This is a genomic window from Nocardia sp. IFM 10818, assembly GCF_054655275.1.
In genome coordinates this window covers 6,727,202-6,746,098 of record NZ_BAAHJH010000001.1, presented here as the reverse complement: position 1 = coordinate 6,746,098, position 18,897 = coordinate 6,727,202, and the positions used below count along the sequence as shown (strand labels likewise).

The following is an 18,897-nucleotide window of genomic DNA, read 5'->3' as shown; positions in this document are numbered from 1 at the left end:
GCATTGGTTCCGGCTCCGAGGTTGGCCCGCCGACCTGCCGGTTTCTCGGTGTGGCTTCTCATTCGAAAACGGGGACAGCGGTACCGTACGCGCGTGACCATGACTGCTGTGGAACCTCCCGAGCATGTGCGGGCGACCTTCGGGTTGCGCGAGGAAGCGCCGGTTCCGCTGGGGAACTGGGATGGCGGGTGGCGGTGCGGGGATGTGGTGCTGAGTCCCGTCACCGATCATGCGCGGGCCGCCTGGTCGGCCAAGGTGCGGGAGAACCTGCGGGTGGACGGATTGCGGCTGGCGCGGCCGGTGCGGGCCACCGATGGGCGGTACGTGGTGTCGGGGTGGCGGGCGGATACCTATCTGGAGGGCACGCCGGAGCCGCGGCACGACGAGGTGGTGTCGGTCTCGCTGCGACTACATCAGGTGACGGCGCAGCTGGAGCGGCCGCGGTTCCTATCGCAGCCGCCGATCGCGCCCTGGGTGGATGTGGACGTGTTCGCGGCCGCGGATCGGGCGGCCTGGGAGGCGGTGCCATTGCGCAGCCTCAAGCTGGGGGGCATGCTGCCGGCGACCTCGCCGGACGGGGATCGCAGCCTGCACATGATCACGCAGCTGTCGACGCTGCGGAAGCCGGTGACCTCGCCGTCGCAGCTGGTGCACGGCGATCTGTTCGGAACCGTGCTGTTCTCGGGGACTTTCGCGCCGGGGCTCACCGATATCACCCCGTATTGGCGGCCCGCGCCATGGGCGGCGGCGGTCATCGTGGTGGACGCGCTGTCCTGGGGCGGCGCGGACGACGGCCTGCTGGAGCGCTGGGGCGATCTGCCCGAGTGGCCGCAGATGCTGGTGCGCGCGGTCATGTTCCGGCTCGCGGTGCACGCCCTGCATCCGCGATCGACGCCCGAGGCCTTCCCGGGCCTGGCCCGCACCGCCGATATGGTGCGCCTGATTCTCTAGCCGGGCAGTGCCCGCCGAAAACGACTGTCGCGCCGAGTGAACGAGTCCACTCGGCGCGACAGGCTTTCCCTTGCAGGGGGATCTAGACGTTGGCGTAGGCCAACGACGGCACGCGCTGCACCGCGAACGACGACCGCAGGTAGAACCACCAGGTCGCCACCGCCATAGCGAGGAAGATACCGGAGTAGGCGAAGAAGGCCGGATCCATGCTCTTGAAGTTGATGTTGGACAGGCGCAGCGCCTGCTGCACCAGCCACCCGCCCGAAGCGCCGACCGCGCCGATGACGCCGATGGCCGCACCCGCCTGACGCTTGGCCGAGGCCAGCGCCTCGGAGATGTCCTCACCGTGCTCGGAGGCGTAGCGCCGGGCCTCGGCGGAGAAGATCATGGGGATCATCCGGTAGGTGGACCCGTTGCCGATGCCGGTGAGGACGAACAGCAGCAGGAACGCGGTCAGGTAGAGCGGGAAGCTCTTGGCCGCCAAGGCCGCGACGATCAGCAGCGTCGCCACCGACATGCCGCCGAACACATACAACGTGATCTTGGCCCCGCCGACCTTGTCGGACACCAGACCGCCGAACGGACGGCTGAAGGACCCGACCAGCGCGCCGAGGAAGGCGAGATTGCCCAGCGTGCTCATCCAGCCGATCTTCGCCATATCCGGGAAGTTGGCCTTGAGCAGCGTCGGGAAGGCGAAGGAGAAGCCGATGAAGGAGCCGAAGGTGCCGATGTAGAGCACCGACATCACCCAGGTGTGGCGGTTGGCCAGCGCCAGCTTGTAGGACTTGCCGTCGGCCTTGGCGCTGGAGAGCGAGTCCATGTACCGCAGCGCGCCGAACATGGCGACCAGGATGAACGGAATCCACACCAGCACGGCGAGGGTGATGCCGAAGCGGTATCCCGCCGCGTCCTTGGCCAGGATGTGCGTGCCCAGGGTGATGATCAGCGGCACGAACAGCTGCGTCTGCGCGACGCCGAGATTGCCGCCGGCGGCGTTGATGCCAAGGGCCGCACCCTTTTTCCCCTCGGGGAAGAAGAAGTTGATATTGGACATGGACGAGGAGAAGTTGCCGCCGCCGACGCCCGCTACCGCGGCCAGCAGCACGAAGACCCACATGGGCGTGCCGGGCTGGTTGACGAAGAATGCGATGCCCAGGGTGGGCACCAGCAGCATGGCCGCGCTGAACATGGTGAACGCGCGCCCGCCGAACTTGGGAATGGCGAAGGTGTAGGGGATGCGCAGGGCCGCGCCGACCAGGGTGGGGGTCGAGGTCAGCAGCAGGGCATTGCTGACCGCGGTCGGATTGCCCTTGCCGAGCCCTTCGAGGAACGGGAATCCGGCCGCGCCCATGGCGGTGACGATGCTGCCCCAGATCACCCAGACGCTGAACCCGAGATTTTCTGCGAATACGGAAAATATCAGATTTTTGCGGGCTGTCTGTTTACCTCCGTTTTCCCAGAATTCGTTGTTGTCCGGCTCCCAGTGATCGATCCACCGGCCGCGTTTCTGGTATTCGAATGCCTTCGTCGGCGCCTCAACCGTTGCCATGAGCAGCGTTCCTCTCGAGCGGTGCGACCGTCCTCATCGTGGCGTTCCGTACTCGCGTAAGGAGTTGCGGGACGGTGCCTGCGGTCGCGTACCACCGTACGAAGCTGTGATTACGCCGACATGGCATTGGGTGACGAGCGAGGTAATTCCGGCTCACGCTTCGCGACGCGCCGTGGTGACCTTTCGGTTACCCGGAAGATTTATCGTGTGTCCGGATATTCGGCGATCAGCGAGCCGAAGAAGCAACTGGCGGTGCGGGCCGCGCGTTCCGAATCACCCGCGATGACAGCTTGCACCAGTTCGATGTGCTCGGCGTGGTAGGCCTCGCCGGCCTTCTCGGAGCGGGCCCGGATGCCGGCTTCGATGACGGGCAGCAGCGAATCGTAGAACTCGAGATACACGGCATTGTGGCTCGCGACCACGATGGCGCGGTGCAGTTGCACATCGGCGGTGATGGCGGTCTCGAGGTCGTCGTCCCAGGCCCGCCGGCGGGCCTCGAGCAGTTGCTCCAGGTTGGCGATGTCGACATCGTCGCGGCGTTGCGCGGCCAGCGCGGCGGCGGTGGTGTCGAGGGCCTGGCGCAGCTCGAGCAGATCGCGCTGCTGAGCGTCGGCGAAGTACTCGGTGAGGGTGCCGCCGAGGGTGGAGGTCGAGATCACGTAGGTGCCCGAGCCCTGGCGGCGCTCCAGCATGCCCGCGTGCACGAGCGCCTGCACGGCCTCGCGCACGGTATTGCGGCCGGTCCCGGTGAGCTCGGTGAGCTCGGGCTCGGTGGGGATTCGTGAGCCGACGGCCCAACGGCCGGAGCGTATTTCGGCACGAAGCTGCTCGGTCACCTGGGCGATGAGGCTCGTGCGCCGGACTGGTTGCACGCCTGACAGCGTACCGTGCCTCACATTCTTTGCATCACATCATCGGGTCATCCTATGATTTCTGGGTGACTGTGACGACGAATGACCAGCTGGCCCCCGACCGGGGCCTTTCTTCTGCCGCCCGGCAGAAGTCCCTCGTCGACCTGCGGCGCGACCGGAAGCGATCCCTGCTCGAGGGCCGCCTGCTGGTACTCGCCGCCATTGTCATGTCGGCCCTCACCCTGCGTGTCGCCGTCACCGCCTTCACCCCGCTGGCCGCCGAGATCGGCTCGGACATGGGGTACTCCATCGCCGTCGTCGGCGTGTTCGGCATGCTGCCCACCGCCATGTTCGCCATCGCCGGCCTGCTGACCCCGATCCTGGCTCGCGGATTCGGCCTGGAGATGACCGTGCTCATCGCCATGGTGATGACCGCCTTCGGCACCGCCGTGCGCGCCGTCGTCCCGAATACCTGGGAGCTGCTTGCCTTCTCGGCGCTGGCGCTGACCGGTATGGGCATCGGCAATGTGGTGATCCCGCCGCTGGTGAAGCGCTACTTCTCCGATCGGCTGGCCATCCTCAGCTCGGTCTACATCCTCATGGTGCAGCTGGGCACGGTCATTCCGGCCATGATCGCGGTACCGGTCGCGGACGCGCACGGCTGGCGGTTCTCGCTGGGCATGTGGGCGGTGCTGGCCGCCGCGGCGGCGCTGCCGTGGCTGGGCGTGCTGCGCATCCGGCGTGATCACGCCCGGGTGGACACCACCGACCTGCCGGCCGAGCCCGCCGAGGCCGCGGGCAAGGCATGGCGGTCGCCGCTGGCCTGGGGCATGGCCCTCATGTTCGGCATGACCTCGCTCATTACCTATTCGCTGTTCACCTGGATGCCGACGATCTTCTCCGACGCCGGGGCCAGCGCGTCCTTCGGTGGCAGCATGGTCGGCATCTTCGCGCTCATCGGTCTGGTGGCCGCGCTGTCGGCGCCGGTGGTGGTGAGCCGGATGCGGAATCCGTTCCCGGTCGTGATCGGTTGTGCGCTCTGCTACTTCGTCGGTTTCGCCGGAATCCTCATCGCTCCCATGAGCGCGCCGCTGGTCTGGGTGCTGTTGCTGGGCCTGGGCCCGTCGACCTTCCCGATGGCGCTGACGCTGATCAATATGCGCACCCGCACGGGCGCCGGTTCGGCCGCGCTGTCCGGTTTCACCCAGGGCGTCGGCTACACCGTGGCATGCGTCGGTCCGCTGCTGTTCGGCGCGCTGCACACGATGACCGGAGGTTGGCTGGCCCCCTTCGGATTCCTCGTGGTCGCGGTCTTCGTCATGCTCGGCGGCGCCTGGCTGGCGTGCAAGCCGCAGATGCTCGAGGACACTTGGTGACTCTGAAATCTCGCGCCCGGCGCGCTTCGCGCGACGGGCGCAGGGGGTTTTGAATCACTGTTGGAGTTGCCGAACGGTGAGGTATTCGCCATGCTGTGTGGCGAATACCTCACCTCACGGCTGTCTCGATCGCGATCGGGCGTTTGGTGACCAACGGAAACCGTTGTGTCACATGGTTGAAACATACGGCCGATTCTCACGGCGTTTCTCCGTGATTCGTGAGCAACCGTTGATTTGCCGGACATTTCGCGCAGCATTGCGGCAATACCGGTTTCCTACCTTGAGGTCATCCAGATTTCAGGAGGGCCGAGTTGAAGTTGCTGACGCGCAATCGCGACATCGAACACTGGGATGCCGAGGACACCGAGGCATGGGAAGCCGGTGGTAAGCACATTGCTCGCCGCAATCTGATCTGGTCGGTGTTCGCCGAGCACATCGGCTTCTCGGTGTGGTCGATCTGGTCGGTCATGGTGCTGTTCATGCCGGCCGATGTCTTCGGCATCGACACCGCGGGCAAGTTCTTCCTGGGCGCGGTGCCGACCCTGGTCGGCGGTTTCATGCGCATTCCCTACACCGTCGCGACCGCCAAGTTCGGCGGCCGGAACTGGACCATCTTCAGCGCGCTGGCGCTGCTGGTCCCGACGCTGCTGACGCTGTACTTCATCAACCAGCCCGGCACCTCGTACACGACCTTCCTGATCGTGGCGGCCTTCGCGGGCCTGGGCGGCGGCAACTTCTCCTCGTCGATGTCCAATATCAATGTCTTCTACCCGCAGCGGCTCAAGGGCTGGGCGCTGGGCCTGAACGCGGGCGGCGGCAATATCGGCGTCCCGGTGATCCAGCTGATCGGCTTGGCGGTCATCGCCGCCCTGGGCAACGCCTACGGCAATGCCTCGGTGGTGTGCGCGGTCTACCTGGTGCTCATCGTGGTGGCGGCGACCGGCGCGGCGCTGTTCATGGACAATGTCCGCAATCAGAAGGCCGATCTGTCCTTCATGATCACGGCGCTGAAGGTCCCGCAGTCCTGGGCCATCGCCTTCCTCTACATCGGCACCTTCGGTTCCTTCATCGGCTACAGCTTCGCCTTCGGCCAGGTGCTGCAGATCAACTTCAAGGCCGGTGGCGCCACCGCCGCCGAGGCGGCCCTGCACGCCGCATCCATCGCCTTCATCGGCCCGCTGCTGGGTTCGCTGGCCCGCCCGTACGGCGGCAAGTGGGCCGACCGTATCGGCGGCAGCCGGGTCACCCTGTACATGTTCGGCGCCATGACCACCGCCGCCGCGATCGTGGCGACGGCGTCCACCCTCGGTGATGCCGCCGGCCGCCCCACCGGTGCGGTGCTGGGCCTGCTGATCGCCGGATTCATCGCCCTGTTCGTCATCTCCGGTATCGCCAACGGCGCGGTCACCAAGATCATCCCGTCGGTGTTCGAGGCGAAATCCCGCAGCCTGCCCGGTGATTCGAAGACCCGCGCGGCCTGGGCGCAGAACACCTCCGGTGCGCTCATCGGCTTCGTCGGCGCCATCGGCGCGCTGGGCGGCGTCGGCATCAACCTGATGCTGCGCTCCTCCTACGCGAGCACCGCCTCCGCCACCACCGCCTTCTGGGTGTTCACCACCTTCTACGTGGTTTGCGCCGCCGTCTGCTTCACCGTCTTCCTGCGCCGCCCGAGCGCGGCCGGGGTCACCGACTCCGACGTCGTCGTCGAGGCCGAAGCCCTGGTGCTGGAAGCCGAAGCCACCTCTGCCTCGTCCACGGCGCGAGCCTGACCCGCCATCCAGGAAAGGGACTGTCATGACCCACACCGAACGCAGGACCGCGGTGGTGATCGGCCACGGCATGGTCGGCCACCGCTTCGTCGAGGCGCTGCGCTCCCGCGACGAGGCCGGCGCCTGGCAGGTCATCGTCCTCAGCGAGGAGAAGCTGCCCGCCTACGACCGCGTGGGGCTGTCGTCCTACGTCGGCGTCTGGGAGACCTCCGCGCTGGCGCTGCCGGGCAATGAGTACGAGGGCGACGACCTGGTCGAGGTGCGGCTGGGCGTGAAGGCCGAAGCCATCGACAAGGCCGCCCGCAAGGTCACCACCTCCACCGGTGACGTGATCGGTTACGACGCATTGGTTCTCGCGACCGGCTCGTACGCCTTCGTGCCGCCGGTGCCGGGCCACGATCTGGAGGGCAACTTCGTCTATCGCACCCTCGACGATCTCGACGGCATCCGCGCCGCGGCCGAGGCCGCCGGTCCGGGCGCGGTCGGCATCGTGGTCGGCGGCGGTCTGCTCGGCCTGGAGGCCGCGAACGCGCTGCGGCTGCTGGGCATGACCCCGCACGTGGTCGAGTTCGCGCCGCGGCTGATGCCCGTGCAGGTGGACGAGGGCGGCGGCGCGATCCTGGAATCGCTGGTCACCCAGCTGGGCCTGCACGTGCACACCGGCGTCGGCACCTCCTCCATCGAGAGCGTGGAGGGCGCGGCCCCCGCGGAGCGGCTCAAGGTCACCCTGTCCGATGAGCGCGAATTGCGCGCCGCCCTAGTGGTTTTCGCCGCCGGCGTGCGGCCCCGGGACGAAATCGCCCGCAGCGCGGGGCTGGAGGTCGGCCCGCGCGGCGGCGTCATCACCGACCTGGGCCTGCAGACCTCGGACCCGAACATCTACGCCATCGGTGAGGTCGCCGCGGTCGAGGGCGTGTGCTACGGCCTGGTCGCCCCCGGCTACAGCACCGCCGAGGTCGTCGCCGACCGGCTGCTCGGCGGCGCGGGCGAATTCCCGGGCGCGGATCTGTCCACCAAGCTGAAGCTGCTCGGCGTGGACGTGGCCAGCTTCGGTGACGCGCACGGCGCCACCGAGGGCGCGCTCTCGGTCGTGCTGCACGACGCCGCCAAGGGCACCTATGCCAAACTCGTCGTCTCCGATGACGCGCAGACCCTGCTCGGCGGCATCCTGGTCGGCGACGCCACCCAGTACTCGGCGCTGCGCCCGCTGGTCGGCCGCCCGCTGCCGGCGGATCCGGCCGCGCTGATCTCCCCGGCCGGTGCGGAGCTGGGCGCGGACGCGCTGCCCGACGACGCCCAGATCTGCTCCTGCAACAATGTTTCCAAGGGCTCCATCTGCGGCGCCATCGCCGAGGGCGCCTGCGACGTGCCCGCCATCAAGAGCTGCACCAATGCCGGAACCTCCTGCGGCGGTTGCGTTCCCATGCTCAAGAAGCTGCTGGAGCAGTCGGGCGTGGCGGTCTCCAAGTCGCTGTGCGAGCACTTCTCGCAGTCGCGCGCCGAGCTGTTCCACATTGTGCAGTCCACCGGCATCCGCAAGTTCTCGGAGCTGATCGCCAAGTACGGCAAGGGATCCGGCTGCGATATCTGCAAGCCGACGGTGGCCTCCATCCTGGCGTCCACCTCCAGCGATCACATCCTGGACGGCGAGCAGGCCGCGCTGCAGGACACCAATGACCACTTCCTGGCGAACATGCAGAAGAACGGCACCTATTCGGTGGTGCCGCGCATGCCCGGCGGTGAGGTGACCGCCGAGCAGCTCATCACCATCGGTGAGGTGGCCAAGGAATTCGACCTGTACGTGAAGGTCACCGGCGGTCAGCGCATCGACCTGTTCGGCGCCCGGGTGGAGCAGCTGCCGCTGATCTGGAAGCGGCTGGTCGACGCCGGCATGGAATCCGGTCACGCCTACGGCAAGTCGCTGCGCACCGTGAAGTCCTGCGTCGGCTCCACCTGGTGCCGCTACGGCCAGCAGGATTCGGTGGGCATGGCGGTGCTGCTCGAAAAGCGTTACCGCGGTCTGCGTTCCCCGCACAAGCTGAAGCTGGCCGTCTCCGGCTGCGCGCGCGAGTGCGCGGAGGCGCGCGGCAAGGACGTCGGCGTCATCGCCACCGAGCACGGCTGGAACCTGTACGTGGGCGGCAATGGCGGCCTCACCCCCAAGCACGCGGTGCTGCTGGCCGGCGATCTGGATGACGAGACGCTGATCCGCTACATCGACCGGTACCTGATGTTCTACGTCCGCACCGCCGACCGGCTGCAGCGCACCGCGCCGTGGCAGGAGGCCCTGGAGGGCGGCCTCGACTATCTGAAGCAGGTCATCTGCGAGGACAGCCTCGGCATTGCCGCGGACCTGGAAGCGGCCATGGCTCGCCATGTCGCCGGGTACAAGGACGAGTGGGCGGCCGTGCTCGAGGACGAGGGCAAGCTGTCGCGCTTCGTGTCCTTCGTGAACGCGCCGGAGGAGTCCGATCCGACCATCGGATTCGACGAGAGCGGTGAGCGCAAGGTGCCCGTGCTGCTCGGCATCCCGGAGATCCCGGTCGGCGCGGCCACGGTGACCGCCGACACGACTTCCGCCACGCACGGGAAATGACTGCTTAACCGCTTGGAAACAGGACGCCGGTACCAATAGGTAAGGCGTTCGGAGGAGAGTTACCGATGACCGTGATCGACACACCCGGCACCGCGACCAGCATCAGCGGCTGGACCCAGGCCTGCCGGCTGGACTATCTGATTCCCGGCCGCGGCGTGGCGGTTCTGCTGAAGGGTGGCCGGCAGGCGGCCCTGTTCCTGCTCCCGGACGGCACCCTCTACGCCGTCGGCAATATCGATCCCTTCGGGCGGGCGGCGGTCATGTCGCGCGGCATCGTCGGCGACCGCGGCGGCGTGCCCGTGGTGGCGTCTCCGCTGCTCAAACAGGCGTTCTCGCTCATCGACGGGCGTTGCCTCGACGATGAGACCCGGTCGCTGCCGGTGTACGCGGTGCGGGTGGCGGACGGTGTGGTCGCGGTGGCCAACGAGCCCGTGGTCTTCCCTGGCGGTTCGGCATGACCGAGGTCGATGCGGGTACCCCGCTTGCTGGTTTCACCGTCGGCATCACCGCCGCGCGCCGGGCCGACGAACTCGGCACCCTGCTGGCGCGCCGCGGCGCGAATATCGTCTCCGCCCCGGCCATCCGGATCATTCCGCTGGCCGATGACACCGAACTCGAACGCGTCACCCGGCAGTTGGTGACGGATCCGCCGCAGCTCACGGTCGCCACCACCGGTATCGGCTTCCGCGGCTGGATGGAGGCCGCCGAGGGCTGGGGCCTGGCCGAGGACCTGCGCAATACCCTCGGCTCCACCCGGATGCTGGCCCGCGGCCCGAAGGCCAAGGGCGCCATCCGCGCCGCCGAACTGCGTGAGGAATGGTCTCCCGCTTCGGAATCCAGCGCCGAGGTGCTGGATCACCTGCTCGCCCAAGGGGTGGAGGGCGTCCGGATCGCGGTGCAGTTGCACGGCGCGACCACCGAATGGGAACCGGTCCCCGACTTCTGCGAGGTCCTGCGCTGCGCCGGAGCCGATGTGGTGCCCGTTCCGGTGTACCGCTGGATCCCGCCGGAGGATCGCACGCCGATGGACCGCCTCATCGAGGCCATCGTCACCGCTGGAATCGACTGCGTCACCTTCACTTCCGCGCCCGCCGTGGCCTCGCTGCTGATGCGCGCCAAGGAGACCGGCCTGCTGGAGGCGGTGCTGCACGCCTTGCGCGGTCGCGTGCTCGCCGCCTGCGTCGGCCCGATCACCGCGGCCCCGCTGGAGGAGCTCGGCGTGGCCACCTCCATGCCCGGCCGCGCCCGCCTGGGCGCGCTGGCCCGCCATGTGGCCGAGGAACTTCCGCGCCGCGCCAACCGGATTCAGGCCGCCGGACATGTGCTCAGCGTCCGCGGCGCCTGCGTCGTGGTCGACGGCCAGGTGCGCCAGCTGGCGCCCGCGCCCATGGCCCTGATGCGCTCGCTCGCCCGGCAGCCCGGGCGCGTGGTCTCCCGGGAGGACCTCCTCGCTGCCCTCCCCGGCGGGGGCGACGACACCCATGCCGTCGAAACCGCCATCGCCCGCCTGCGCGCGGGTCTGGGCACGCCGAAGGCCATTCAGACCGTGGTCAAGCGCGGCTACCGCCTCGCCCTCGACCCGGCCGAATGCATCGACAACCCGCACCCGGAACCTCCGCCCGCCGCCCGGCAGGTCCCGTCCCGCTCCACGGGTTTCGGTGCCCGCCAGGACATTCCCGCCCGGCCGTCATCGGCTCGCCCGGCCGACCGGGGTCCCGGGAACGGTGCGGCCCGTCCGGCCTTCCCGCCCCGCAACCCCGCCGACCTGCCCGTCGTGAATGCTCCCGCCCGCCCGGTCTTCCCGGCGAGCGCGCAGCACTCCGCCGAGCTGCCGCCGGTCACCGGTTCCGGCTCCCCGGTCCGCGCGGTTCGCCCCGCCCCCGTCGCGGGGGCGTGGTGAGCGCCCCGGCCCTGGTCCTGGTCGCCCACGGCACCAGGAGCACCCGGGGCGTCCAGATGATCGCCTCCCTCGCGGAGGCGGTAGCCCGAGAGCTCGGCGCCCCCGTCACGGCCCGAGAGCTCGGCGCTCCCGAGACAGGTGCCGGTGCCGTTTTCGGGGCCGCATCGACACCGTTGCGTGAAACCCTGGCAGCGGACGCTCCCCGCGTCCGCACCGCCTTCGTCGATGTCCTCGGGCCGTCCCCGTCCGAGGTGCTGAGCGATCTGGATCCCGTTCCCGCCGTGGTGGTCCCGGCCTTCCTGGCCTCCGGCTACCACGTCTATCAGGACGTGCCGCGAGAGGTGGCCGCGAGTGCCCATCCGGCGGTCGCGGTCACCCAGGCCATGGGTCCGGATCCGGCGCTGGCCGCCATCATGCGCATGCGGCTGCGCGCCGCGGGCTGGCGGCCCGGCGACGCGGTGGTCTTCGCCGCCGCCGGATCCTCCGATCCGCGTGCGCGCCAGGATGTTCAGCGCGCCACCGGCATGCTGGCCGAGCAGATCGGCGCCCCGGTCCGCCTGGCCTACATCGCCACCGGCGAACCCCGCGTCCCCGAAGTCGTTGCCGCAGCCCGCAAGTCCGGCGCCGAGCGCGTCTTCATCGCCTCGTACCTGCTGGCCCACGGGCTGTTCTACGAACGCCTGCACGAGGCCGGCGCCGACGGCGTAGCCGAGCCCATCGGCGTCCACCCGGCCGTGGTCCGCCTCATCGCCGACCGCTACCGCACCGCGGCCCGCACCCTCACCGCCGCCCGCGTCGCCTGACCGCACGGGCGGCCCACCCCGCGAAATTCAATGGCGCGGTGGGCCGCCCGTTCGTCATGCTCGGGCAATGAGAACAGAGATTCGAGAACGATCGGCGGTGATCCGAAGCCGCCTGGACCGGCTGCGCAACCTAGACCCGCAGCCCGGCGGATCCTACGACGCCGGCGAGCCCGACCGCCGCGCCGACCAGCACATCATGTCCGGCACCGACCCCTACATGTATCGCAACTGGCCGCGGTGACGAGATCGAACACGTCCGCAAGGGCCGGTGCCGGTGAGCGAGGGGAAAATTGTTGCGCTGCGGGGCATTCTGGGAGCTCGGGCGGGCGTGGGCGACGCCCCTCGGCTGAGGGGAGTCGATCGACCCGGTGTCAGGCTCCGGGGGTTTGCAGGGCGGGGAACCAGATGTCGGTGAGGACGGTGGCGGCCTCTTCGGCGGAGACGTCGATGGTGCCCTGCATGGCCCAGCGGGTGAAGAAGCGTTCCAGTTGAGCCACCAGTAGCTCGATGCGGAGGCGGGCCTCTTCCTGGCGGTCGGCGGGCCAGCGGGACAGGTACGAGGTCATCACATTCGGGAGGGACATGATGCCCTCGCGCGCCACCTCGCGGAATTCGGGTTCGAGGGCGGTGGCCTCGTCCCAGGCCGGGAGCAGATCCTTGTACTCCTGGAACCATTCGATGGCGCGGCGCATCCAGGCCGCGAATTCCTCGCGTGATCCGGTGTCGAGCACGTGGTCCAGGTCCTCGTAGAAGTGCTGGACGCTGGGCAGCGTGCCCTGTTCGGCGATGGCGCGCAGCACATCCGGCTTACCCGTGAAGTGCAGATAGAACGTGGCGCGGCTGCAACCGACGGCGGCGGCGATGTCGTCGACGCGGACGGGGGCGTAGCCCTGGGTGGTGAACAGCTGTTTGGCGGCCTCGATGAGGCGGCTGCGGGTGAGTCGCTTCTGCTCGTCGCGCAGGGAGGTGCGCCGGCCGGCGTCGGGAGCCTGTTCGGTCTGCATGAGGTCGATAATAGACGTACGTTCACTCACTAGACACGGTGTCTAGTGAGTGTTAGCGTGTGTGCCAGGTCACGTCCGGCGGGGATCGAGTCCCGGCGCCGAACAGGGAGAGTGAATTGGATACACGTGAGTTGCCCCGGGTGTGCGTCATCGGCGCGGGTCCCTCCGGCATCACCGTCGCGAAACGGCTGGCCGAGTACGGCATTCCCTTCGATTGCTACGAAGCCTCCGATGAGGTGGGCGGCAACTGGTATTTCAAGAACCCCAATGGGATGTCGGCCTGCTACCAGAGCCTGCACATCGACACGTCGAAGTTCCGTTTGGCTTTCGAGGACTACCCGGCTCCCGACGAGTGGCCGGACTTTCCGCATCACTCACAGTTGCACCAGTACTTTCAGGACTATGTCGATCATTTCGGCATTCGCGACCGGATCATCTTCAACACCAAGGTGATCGAGGCCAAGCGCGATGCCGAGGGCCTGTGGATTGTCACCGCCGACACCGGTCGCACCGAGACCTACGATGTGCTGCTGGTCTGCAACGGCCACCACTGGGATCCCCGGATGCCCGACTACCCGGGCGAATTCGACGGCGTCCTCATGCATTCGCATGCCTACAACGACCCGTTCGATCCGATCGATATGCGCGGCAAGCGAATCGTCGTGGTGGGCATGGGCAATTCGGGCCTGGATATCGCGACCGAACTGTCGCAGCGGTTCATCGCCTCGAAGTTCTATCTGTCCGCCCGCCGGGGCGTGTGGGTGCTGCCGAAATACGTCAACGGCCAGGTCGGCGACAAGCGCTCCATGCCGGCGTGGATGCCGCCCAAGCTCGGGCTGAAACTCAAGCAGCGCTTCGTGGTCAAGAACCGCGGTCATATGGAGGACTACGGGCTGCCGAAGCCCGATCACCTGCCGTTCGAGGCGCATCCCTCGGCCAGCGAGGAGTTCCTGCACCGGGCCGGGTGCGGTGACATCACGTTCAAGCCCGCCATCACCCGCCTCGATGGCGACAAGGTGCACTTCGCCGACGGGAGCGTGGAAGAGGTCGATGTGGTGCTGTGCGCCACCGGCTATCACATCAGCTTCCCGTTCTTCACCGATTCGGAACTGCTGCCCGATGCGCAGAACCGGTTGCCGCTCTTCAAGCAGATGGTCAAGCCCGGCATCGACAATCTCTTCTACCTGGGCCTGGCCCAGCCGCTGCCGACGCTGGTGAACTTCGCCGAGCAGCAGTCCAAGCTGGTCGCCGCGTACCTGACCGGCAACTACCGCCTGCCGTCGCAGACGGAGATGCTCGAGACCATCGCGCAGGCCGAGCAGGCCCGCACCGGCCGCTACTACGACTCGCCGCGCCACACCATCCAGATCGAATTCGAACCCTACGTCCGGGATCTGCAACGCGAAATGGCCCGGGGCGCCAAGCGCGCCGCCACCTACGGCCACGCGCTGCCGGTGCCGGCGCGGGCGGTATCCGAAGTCTCACAGTGAGGGCGGAACAGATGAGCAGTACTGTCGCGGGCTTCTGTATCGACGAATTCGCCGATGTTCGTGCGGCCTTCACCGAACAGGTGGCTTCCGGGGCCGAGTTGGGGGCCTCGCTGTGCGTGACGGTGGACGGCGATCCGGTGGTGGACCTGTGGGGCGGCTGGGCCGATCCCGAGCGGACCAGGCGCTGGGGCGCGGACACCCTGGTCAATACCTTCTCCATCACCAAGACCATGACGGCGCTGTGCGCGCTGCTGCTGGTCGATCGCGGCGAGCTGGACGTGCGGGAGAAGGTCGCGCACTACTGGCCGGAGTTCGCCGCCAATGGCAAGGCCGATATCGAAGTGCGGCATATTCTTTCGCACACGTCCGGGGTGTCGGGCTGGGAAGCGCCGATCGAGATACCCGATATCTACGATGTGGCGGCGTCCACCGCGCGCCTGGCCGCACAGCCGCCGTGGTGGGAGCCGGGCACGGCCTCGGGCTATCACGCGCTCAATTATGGGCATCTGGTCGGCGAGCTCATCCGCCGGATCACCGGCCGCACGCTGGGCGAGTTCTTCATCGAAGAGCTGTCCGGCCCGCTGGGTGCGGACTTCCACATCGGCACGAGCGCGGACGATCTCGAACGCATCGCGACACTGGTGCCGCCGGAGTTCGCACAATTCGACCAGTCCGTGATCCCCAGGGACAGCGTCCTGTACAAGACGCTGTTCCAGCCGCTGCTGGATTTCGAGTTCTGCAATACGCCCGGCTGGCGGCAGGCCGAACTGGGTGGCATCAATGGCCACGGGAACGCTCGCTCCATTGCTCGCGTCCAGTCGATCGTGAGCAATGGCGGCGAGCTCAGCGGCCGGAAGTTCTTGTCGGACAAGACCATCGACCTGATCTTCGAGCAGCAGTCCGATGGCGTGGACCTGGCCCTCTTCGTGCCGCTGCGCTTCGGGCTCGGCTACGGGCTGCCGCAGCCGCAGACCGCGCCGCACGTCCCGGACGGCCGGGTGTGCTGGTGGGGCGGGCTCGGCGGGTCCATGGTCGTCAATGACCTGGACCGGCGGATCACCTTCGCCTACGCCATGAACAATATGGCTCCGGGCTTGATCGGATCCGAACGCTGCGACGCCTATCTGAAGGCGGTCTTCGGCGAAAAAGCAGTACGACAGCACCAATAATCATCAAGGATCTGATCATGACGAAAGCTGTTGACCTCCAGGCCCTCGCGGCGCAGATCGCCGGCAAGCTCACCGGTCCGGGCGGGCCGTTCGAGATGACGGTGGAAGAGGTGCTGGGCGCGAAGATTCCGGTCTTCCGCCATCGGCGCCGATCGCTGCTGGAACTGCTGGAGGCCTCACGCGAGCTCGGCGACCGCGACTATCTGGTGTCCGCGGAGAAGCGCATGACCTTCGCCGAGCACTACGAGGCGGCGGGCGCGCTGGCGGCGGCGCTGGCGCAGCGCTACGGGATCGGGAAGGGCGATCGGATCGGCATTCTGGCCGCCAATTCGCCCGAATGGGTGCTGACCTTCTGGGCGGCGCAGCGCCTCGGCGCGATTCCGGTGGGCTACAACGCGTGGTGGGCGCCGCAGGAGGTCGTGTACGGGCTCGACCACACCCAGCCGGTGGTGGTGATCGCCGACGCCAAGCGGGCCGAGCTGCTCGCGCGGACGGGGACGCGGATCCCGGTGCTCACCATGGAGCGCGACCTGCCGACGCTGGTCGAGGAATACGCGGGCGAGTACCCGGAAACCGCACTGGCCGAGGATGATCCGGCGTGCATCCTCTACACCAGCGGCACCACCGGCCGCCCCAAGGGCGTGGTGCACTCGCATCGGAACATGGTGGCGGTCAGCGACTATCACCGCTTCACCGACGCGCTGGCGGCGGGCTTCCGCGGCCTGCCGTGGGACGGCTCGCCCACGGGCCGCCGCTACCTCACCACGTCGCCGCTGTTCCACATCGCGAGCCTGCACAATCTGGCGGTGCCGCGGCTCGTCACCGGTGACACCGTCGTGTTCCAGACCGGCGCGTTCGAGGCGGACAAGGTGCTGCGGCTGGTCGAGTCCGAGCGCATCACCAACTGGGCCGCCGTGCCCACCATGGCCAGCCGGCTGCTCGCGGTCGATCTGACGCAGTACGACCTGAGCTCGCTGGCCGCCTTCTCGCTCAATGCCGCACCGTCCTCGCCCGCATTGCAGCAGCGGCTGCGGGAACGGCTGCCGGTCGCCCAGGTGGCGCTGACCACCAGCTACGGCTGCACCGAGAGCGGTACCGCGGCAACGGTCGCCACCCCGATGGAGTTGGCGGCCGACCCGGAAACGGTGGGCCGCACCATTATCGGCGTCGCCGTCGAGGTCCGTGATCCCGAGGGGACTGTCGTGCCCGACGGCACGGAGGGTGAAATCTGCATTCGCAGTCCATACGTCATGCTCGGCTATTGGAACGACGCGGCCGCCACCGCCGCGAGCATCGACCCGGATCGCCGGCTGCGCACCGGCGATTTCGGCTACGTGTCCGAAGGCAAGCTCTACATGGCCGGTCGCCGTTCGGATCTCATTCTGCGCGGTGGTGAGAACGTCTATCCGACCGAGATCGAGAACGCGCTCGACGAGCATCCCGCCGTCCTGGAATCGGCCGTGATCGGGGTTCCGCATGAGGATCTCGGGCAGGAGGTGGCGGCCATTGTGGTGGTCGCCGATCCGGAGGCGCTCACCGAGGACGAATTGCGCGATCACGTGGCACAGCGGCTCGCGTATTTCAAGGTGCCCGCACGCTGGCTGATCACCGCCGATGCCCTGCCGCGCAATGCGACCGGCAAGGTGCTGCGCCGCGAACTCTCCATAGGGGACTGAAAAGCCATGTACGACACCATTATCAAGAACGGTCGCTGGTTCGACGGCACCGGCGCGCCGTCGGCCGTGCGACATCTCGGCATTCGGGACGGGCGGGTTGCGACGGTCAGCGCCGAAGCGCTCGACGAGACCGGCAGCGGCCGGGTCATCGATGCCACCGGGCAGTGGGTCATGCCCGGCATGATCGATATCCACACTCATTACGACGTGGAGGTCCTGCTGGATCCGACGCTGTCGGAGTCGTTGCGGCACGGCGTGACCACGATTCTGCTCGGCTCCTGCTCGTTGTCCACCGTGCATGTGGACGGGTCCGACGCCGGTGATCTGTTCGGCCGCGTGGAGGCCATTCCGCGCAAGCATGTGGTGGGCGCGATCGACGAGCTCAAGACCTGGAACAGCGCGCACAGCTATGTGAACGCCCTGGAGGCCCTGCCGCTGGGCGCGAATCTCGCCGCGTTCATCGGCCATTCGGATATCCGCGCCGCGCAACTGGGCCTGGAACGCGCCACCCGACCGGACGTGAAGCCCACCGAGGCGGAGCTGAAGGCCATGGAGCACAAGCTGTCCGAAGCACTCGACGCCGGATTCATCGGCATGTCCTCACAGCAACTGCTCTTCGACAAGCTGGACGGCGAGGTGTGCCGGTCCCGCACCCTGCCCTCGACCTATGCCACCACCCGGGAACGCCGCCGCCTCAACCGCATCCTGCGCGACCGCAAACGCGCCTTGCAAGGCGGGCCCGATGTGGCGCGGCCGCAGAGCCTGGTCGCCATGGCCGCCTCCAGCCTCGGCATCTTCCGCCCGAACCTGAAGGTGAGCCTGCTCTCGGCCGCCGACATCAAGGCGATTCCGGGGATCGTCAAGATCTTCCCGCTCATCGCCAAGATCCTCAACGGGCTGGGCGGCGACTTCCGCTGGCAGCATCTGCCCGTGCCGTTCGAGGTCTACTCCGACGGCATCGACCTGCCCGTCTTCGAGGAATTCGGTTCCGGCGCAGCCGCTCTGCACTTGTCCAACCAGCTCGAGGAGCGCCGCGAACTGCTCTCCGACGAGAACTACCGCCGCTGGTTCCGCAAGGACTACGACAAGAGGTGGGGCCCGCGCGTCTGGCACCGCGACTTCTTCGACGCCGAGATCACCGAATGCCCCGACGAATCCGTCATCGGCAAGACCTTCGGCCAGGTCGGCGTGGACCGCGGCGGCGTGCATCCCGTGGACGCCTTCCTCGACCTGGTGGTCGAACACGGCACGAAAGTCCGCTGGCGCACCACCATATCCAACCACCGCTCCGAGGTCCTGGACCGGCTGGCCGCCGATCCCAGTGTGCAACTTGGTTTCTCGGACGCGGGCGCGCACCTGCGCAATATGGCTTTCTACAACTTCGGCCTGCGCCTGCTGAAGCGCGTCCACCGCGCCCAGCAGTCCGGCCGTCCCTTCATGACGGTCGAACACGCCATCCACCGCGTCACCGGCGAACTGGCCGACTGGTACGACCTGGATGCCGGTCACCTCCGCGAAGGCGACCGCGCCGACCTCGTCATCATCGACCCGGCCCACCTCGACGACACCCTCGACGCCTACGCCGAACACCCGGTCCCCGCCTACGACAACCTCTCCCGCATGGTCAACCGCAATGACGCCACCGTCACCGCGGTCCTCGTGAACGGCGACTACGTCTTCGGCCGCGGCGAGAAGTCACCCACCCTCGGCAAGCAACGCGCCGGCCGCTTCCTCCGCGCCGGCCACCGCTAGCCTCGAGTCAA

General features: G+C 68.0%; 14 protein-coding genes and 1 pseudogene. 12 read left to right on the top strand and 3 right to left on the bottom strand.

The window, feature by feature from the left end; translation table 11 throughout:
• Positions 1-99 precede the first annotated feature (99 nt).
• Positions 100-951: a TIGR02569 family protein gene (locus ACYQ5L_RS31265; protein ID WP_379200794.1), complete on the top strand. Its 852-nt coding sequence runs from the start codon at positions 100-102 to the stop codon at positions 949-951.
• 82 nt (positions 952-1,033) lie between these two features.
• Here ACYQ5L_RS31265 and ACYQ5L_RS31260 read toward each other — a convergent pair whose 3' ends face one another.
• Together ACYQ5L_RS31260 and ACYQ5L_RS31255 are read right to left on the bottom strand one after the other, a co-directional pair.
• Positions 1,034-2,500 carry an MFS transporter gene (locus ACYQ5L_RS31260; RefSeq protein WP_459961805.1) on the bottom strand — a complete coding sequence of 489 codons (1,467 nt, stop codon included), beginning with the start codon at positions 2,498-2,500 and terminating at the stop codon, positions 1,034-1,036.
• Between the two features lie 200 nt (positions 2,501-2,700).
• A complete protein-coding gene (locus ACYQ5L_RS31255; protein ID WP_379200637.1) occupies positions 2,701-3,372 on the bottom strand; it encodes a FadR/GntR family transcriptional regulator in 672 nt (223 codons plus the stop codon).
• A 206-nt stretch (positions 3,373-3,578) separates the two neighbouring features.
• Between ACYQ5L_RS31255 and ACYQ5L_RS31250 the strand changes: the two genes are divergently transcribed.
• The 7 genes and pseudogenes from ACYQ5L_RS31250 (at position 3,579) to ACYQ5L_RS31220 (ending at position 12,036) form a co-directional block, all read left to right on the top strand.
• Positions 3,579-4,727, top strand: coding sequence for an MFS transporter (locus tag ACYQ5L_RS31250; protein ID WP_459963595.1), 1,149 nt, complete (start codon positions 3,579-3,581; stop codon positions 4,725-4,727).
• A 311-nt stretch (positions 4,728-5,038) separates the two neighbouring features.
• Entirely contained in the window at positions 5,039-6,496 is a 1,458-nt protein-coding gene (locus ACYQ5L_RS31245; protein ID WP_459961804.1) for a nitrate/nitrite transporter, read from the top strand.
• A 25-nt stretch (positions 6,497-6,521) separates the two neighbouring features.
• Positions 6,522-9,092, top strand: coding sequence for a nitrite reductase large subunit NirB (gene nirB, locus ACYQ5L_RS31240; RefSeq protein ID WP_459961803.1), 2,571 nt, complete (start codon positions 6,522-6,524; stop codon positions 9,090-9,092).
• Between the two features lie 65 nt (positions 9,093-9,157).
• Entirely contained in the window at positions 9,158-9,550 is a 393-nt protein-coding gene (gene nirD, locus ACYQ5L_RS31235; protein WP_379200631.1) for a nitrite reductase small subunit NirD, read from the top strand.
• Positions 9,547-10,692, top strand: a pseudogene (locus ACYQ5L_RS31230) (uroporphyrinogen-III synthase); the annotation flags it as partial. The gene nirD and the pseudogene ACYQ5L_RS31230, both read left to right, overlap by 4 nt.
• Positions 10,693-10,988: 296 nt before the next feature.
• A complete protein-coding gene (locus tag ACYQ5L_RS31225; protein ID WP_459961802.1) occupies positions 10,989-11,795 on the top strand; it encodes a sirohydrochlorin chelatase in 807 nt (268 codons plus the stop codon).
• Between the two features lie 97 nt (positions 11,796-11,892).
• Positions 11,893-12,036, top strand: a complete 144-nt coding sequence (locus ACYQ5L_RS31220; protein ID WP_459961801.1) for a hypothetical protein — start codon at positions 11,893-11,895, stop codon at positions 12,034-12,036.
• A 130-nt stretch (positions 12,037-12,166) separates the two neighbouring features.
• Here the strand turns inward: ACYQ5L_RS31220 and ACYQ5L_RS31215 are convergent, their stop codons facing one another.
• Positions 12,167-12,799 carry a TetR/AcrR family transcriptional regulator gene (locus ACYQ5L_RS31215; protein ID WP_379200617.1) on the bottom strand — a complete coding sequence of 211 codons (633 nt, stop codon included), beginning with the start codon at positions 12,797-12,799 and terminating at the stop codon, positions 12,167-12,169.
• 116 nt (positions 12,800-12,915) lie between these two features.
• Between ACYQ5L_RS31215 and ACYQ5L_RS31210 the strand changes: the two genes are divergently transcribed.
• From ACYQ5L_RS31210 to ACYQ5L_RS31195, 4 genes are read left to right on the top strand one after another with little or no spacing between them, the layout of a single operon-like run.
• Entirely contained in the window at positions 12,916-14,289 is a 1,374-nt protein-coding gene (locus ACYQ5L_RS31210; protein ID WP_459961800.1) for a flavin-containing monooxygenase, read from the top strand.
• Between the two features lie 11 nt (positions 14,290-14,300).
• Positions 14,301-15,458, top strand: coding sequence for a serine hydrolase domain-containing protein (locus ACYQ5L_RS31205; RefSeq protein ID WP_459961799.1), 1,158 nt, complete (start codon positions 14,301-14,303; stop codon positions 15,456-15,458).
• A 17-nt stretch (positions 15,459-15,475) separates the two neighbouring features.
• Complete coding sequence (casG, locus tag ACYQ5L_RS31200; RefSeq protein WP_459961798.1) at positions 15,476-17,134, top strand: steroid-24-oyl-CoA synthetase; 1,659 nt, start codon at positions 15,476-15,478, stop codon at positions 17,132-17,134.
• Between the two features lie 6 nt (positions 17,135-17,140).
• On the top strand, positions 17,141-18,886 hold the full coding sequence (locus tag ACYQ5L_RS31195) for an N-acyl-D-amino-acid deacylase family protein (RefSeq protein WP_459961797.1): 1,746 nt from the start codon (positions 17,141-17,143) through the stop codon (positions 18,884-18,886).
• The last annotated feature ends 11 nt before the right edge of the window (positions 18,887-18,897 follow it).